3 protein-coding genes and 1 pseudogene are annotated in these 3,028 nt (G+C 73.6%); 2 read left to right on the forward strand and 2 right to left on the reverse strand.

Annotation, left to right across the window (positions count from 1 at the left end; translation table 11 throughout):
* Positions 1–460 (reverse strand): TerD family protein (locus tag B7767_RS19160; RefSeq protein ID WP_143652549.1); only part of this gene is annotated, 460 nt, incomplete at its 3' end.
* Between the two features lie 122 nt (positions 461–582).
* Complete coding sequence (locus B7767_RS19165; protein WP_085573249.1) at positions 583–1,602, reverse strand: aspartate-semialdehyde dehydrogenase; 1,020 nt, start codon at positions 1,600–1,602, stop codon at positions 583–585.
* 334 nt (positions 1,603–1,936) lie between these two features.
* Here B7767_RS19165 and B7767_RS19170 point away from each other — a divergent pair, with 334 nt between their 5' ends.
* Both B7767_RS19170 and B7767_RS19175 read left to right on the forward strand, forming a co-directional pair.
* Positions 1,937–2,479 carry a sigma-70 family RNA polymerase sigma factor gene (locus B7767_RS19170; protein WP_085573250.1) on the forward strand — a complete coding sequence of 181 codons (543 nt, stop codon included), beginning with the start codon at positions 1,937–1,939 and terminating at the stop codon, positions 2,477–2,479.
* 1 nt (position 2,480) lies between these two features.
* A pseudogene (locus tag B7767_RS19175) lies at positions 2,481–3,028 on the forward strand (hypothetical protein); the annotation flags it as partial.

Raw genomic sequence — 3,028 nt, forward strand, 5'->3', positions numbered from 1 at the left:
CGCGGAACTTCCAGGCGCCGTTGCGGCGGTAGAACTCGCCGAAGACGAAGGCGGTCTCCGCCGACGCGTCCACGATCGCGAAGGACGCGACCGGCTGCCCGTCCGGCAGGGAGACCCGGACGTCCAGCGACGGCACCTGCCCGAACGTTCCCGCGTCGGCGGACGCGGCCACCACGACCCGGTCCACTCCGGGCTCCACGGCCGCGAGGTCCAGCCACAGCCAGTCGGCGCCCGTCCCGTCGGCCCCCTGACCCTTGCCCAGGTGGCGCACGGTGCCCGACGGATGCGCCGGCTGGTTGTAGAAGACGAGGTCGGTGTCCGAGCGGACCCGGCCCGTCGCGCCGAGGAGCAGGGCCGAGACGTCCACGTCCGGCACTCCGGGGCCCTGCCGCCAGGTCACCGCCACCTGGAGAGCGGTCGCGGGGACGGGCAGGTTGCCGCCCTTCGTCATCTGCGTCATGGAGCGATCTTCACACGATCACCATGAGCGATGGGGTGGAATGTCACACTCCGCAACGAGGGGCGGTCGTCCGGTACGGGGCGGCCGCCCCGTACCGGACGACCGCCCCGGGAAGCGGTGCCCTACGCGGCGGACAGCTCCGCCGCCACCAGCTCCGCGATCTGCACGGCGTTCAGCGCCGCGCCCTTGCGGAGGTTGTCGTTGGAGACGAACAGCGCGAGGCCGTGCTCCACCGTCTCGTCGGGGCGGATCCGGCCGACGTACGACGGGTCCTGGCCGGCGGCCTGGAGCGGGGTGGGGATGTCGGTGAGGACGACACCGGGGGCGTCCGCCAGCAGCTCGGTCGCGCGCTCGGCGCTGATCGGGCGGGCGAAACGGGCGTTGATCTGCAGCGAGTGCCCGGAGAACACCGGGACGCGCACGCACGTGCCGGAGACCTTCAGCTCGGGGATCTCCAGGATCTTGCGGGACTCGTTGCGCAGCTTCTGCTCCTCGTCGGTCTCGTTCAGACCGTCGTCGACGAGGTTGCCGGCCAGCGGCAGCACGTTGAAGGCGATGGGGCGCTTGTAGACGCCGGGCTCGGGGAAGTCGACCGCAGAGCCGTCGTGGGTCAGCCTGTCGGCCTCGTCGATCACCTTCTGCGCCTGACCGTGCAGCTCCGCGACGCCCGCGAGGCCGGAGCCGGACACGGCCTGGTACGTGGCGACGACCAGCGCCTGAAGGCCCGCCTCCGCGTGCAGCGGACGCAGGACCGGCATCGCGGCCATCGTCGTGCAGTTCGGGTTGGCGATGATGCCCTTGGGGCGGTTCGCGATCGCGTGCGGGTTCACCTCGGAGACGACGAGGGGGACCTCGGGGTCCTTGCGCCAGGCGGAGGAGTTGTCGATCACGACCGCGCCCTGCGCGGCGACCTTCTCGGCCAGCGCCTTCGAGGTCGCGCCGCCCGCGGAGAACAGCACGATGTCCAGGCCGCTGTAGTCGGCGGTGGACGCGTCCTCCACCGTCACGCCGTCCAGCTCCGTGCCGGCCGAGCGGGCCGAGGCGAACAGGCGCAGCTCCGTGACCGGGAAGTTCCGCTCCTTGAGGATCCTGCGCATGACCGTGCCGACCTGACCGGTGGCTCCGACGATTCCGACCCTCACGGCGACTCCCTCATCTGTCCTGATTCGTATCCGAATGCCTGGCCGAGGCTCTTCCATGATGCGGCCGACCACGGCCCGCCTGTCCAATTCTTTGCCCGTCCTGCCCGCACAGTGGGACGACGGACCGGCGCACAGGGGTTGCGGACCTTCGGTCGTCACCCCGCTGACCAGGAGGAATTCAGTCGGCGGGGGCCGCTGACCGCAAGGTCCCCTGCCCGGCCCGCCCCCGCCCACACGAAGGTGTGACGTACGCCTCGGCCGGCTTCCGGACGGTCCGGCGAACGTTCCGGGCCGGACCGGCGTCGTAGGGGAAACAGTGTGAGGGGGGTGGCCGGTGCTGCGCGGAAGGACCCGGCGCGGCCGGGGGTCGTCGTACGTCGCCACGGACGACGACCCGCTGGACGCGGCGCAGGAACGCCGGGTGCGGGCGGTGCTCGCACTGGGCGGGGTACCGCAGGCGGACCTGCCGGACGGGGTGCAGCAGGTCCGCCTGCGGCTGCTGGAACGCGCCGCGAGCGGGCGGGAGGCGCCGCGGGACGTCTCGGCGTGGGCGGCGGTCGTCGCCTCCAACCTCGCCATGGACTGGCACCGGGCCAAACGCCGCCAGGAGCGGCTGGGCGAACGCCTCGCCGCGCTCCGTCCGGCGGAGACGGCCCCTTCCGGCGAGGAGACCAGCCTGCTCTCCCTCGCCGTGGCCCGCGGCCTGGACGAGCTGCCCGACGCGCAGCGCCAGGTGGTCGTGCTGCGCTTCTACGCCGACCTGCCGGTCCGGTCCATCGCCGAACAGCTCGGCGTCCCGGAGGGCACGGTCAAGAGCAGGCTGCACACGGCGGTACGCGCCCTGCGCACCCGCCTGCACGAGGACGAGGTGGTCTGACATGCCCGCCCACGACGAACACCGGGACCCGTCCCGCGACAACCCCGCCGAGCCCGGCCCCGGAACCCCGGAACCCGAAGAACCCACCACGCACGACCGCCCCGACGGCGCCCCCGCGCACGAGGGCCATGGGACCGACGGTTCCGGCGACAGGGGTCCCGAACGCGGCAGCGGCGAGGCCGGCGGTCCCGGTGACGGGGGTCCCGAACGCGGCAGCGGCGAGGCCGGCGGTCCCGGTGACGGGGGTCCCGGGCGCGGCAGCGGTGAGGGCGGTGGCCCTGAGCACGACGGTCGTGACGGCGACGGTTTCGCCCCCGGTGGTATGGACGCGCTGATGGCCGTCCTTCTCGATGAGCCCCTGTCCGCGCGGGCGCGGCAGGACCCGGGGGTCGTGGCCGCGCACCGGGCGGCCGTCGTCGATGTCGCCGTGCTGCGGGAGCAGCTGACGCTGATCGGGGACGCTCTCGCCGCGGAGGCGGCGGACGGGGAAGGGGCCGGTGCGCCGGCGGGGCGACGTGAGGCCGGGCGGCTCGCCGGCGGGCCGGGGGC

This window comes from Streptomyces sp. 13-12-16 (assembly GCF_002114215.1).
Classification (GTDB): domain Bacteria; phylum Actinomycetota; class Actinomycetes; order Streptomycetales; family Streptomycetaceae; genus Streptomyces.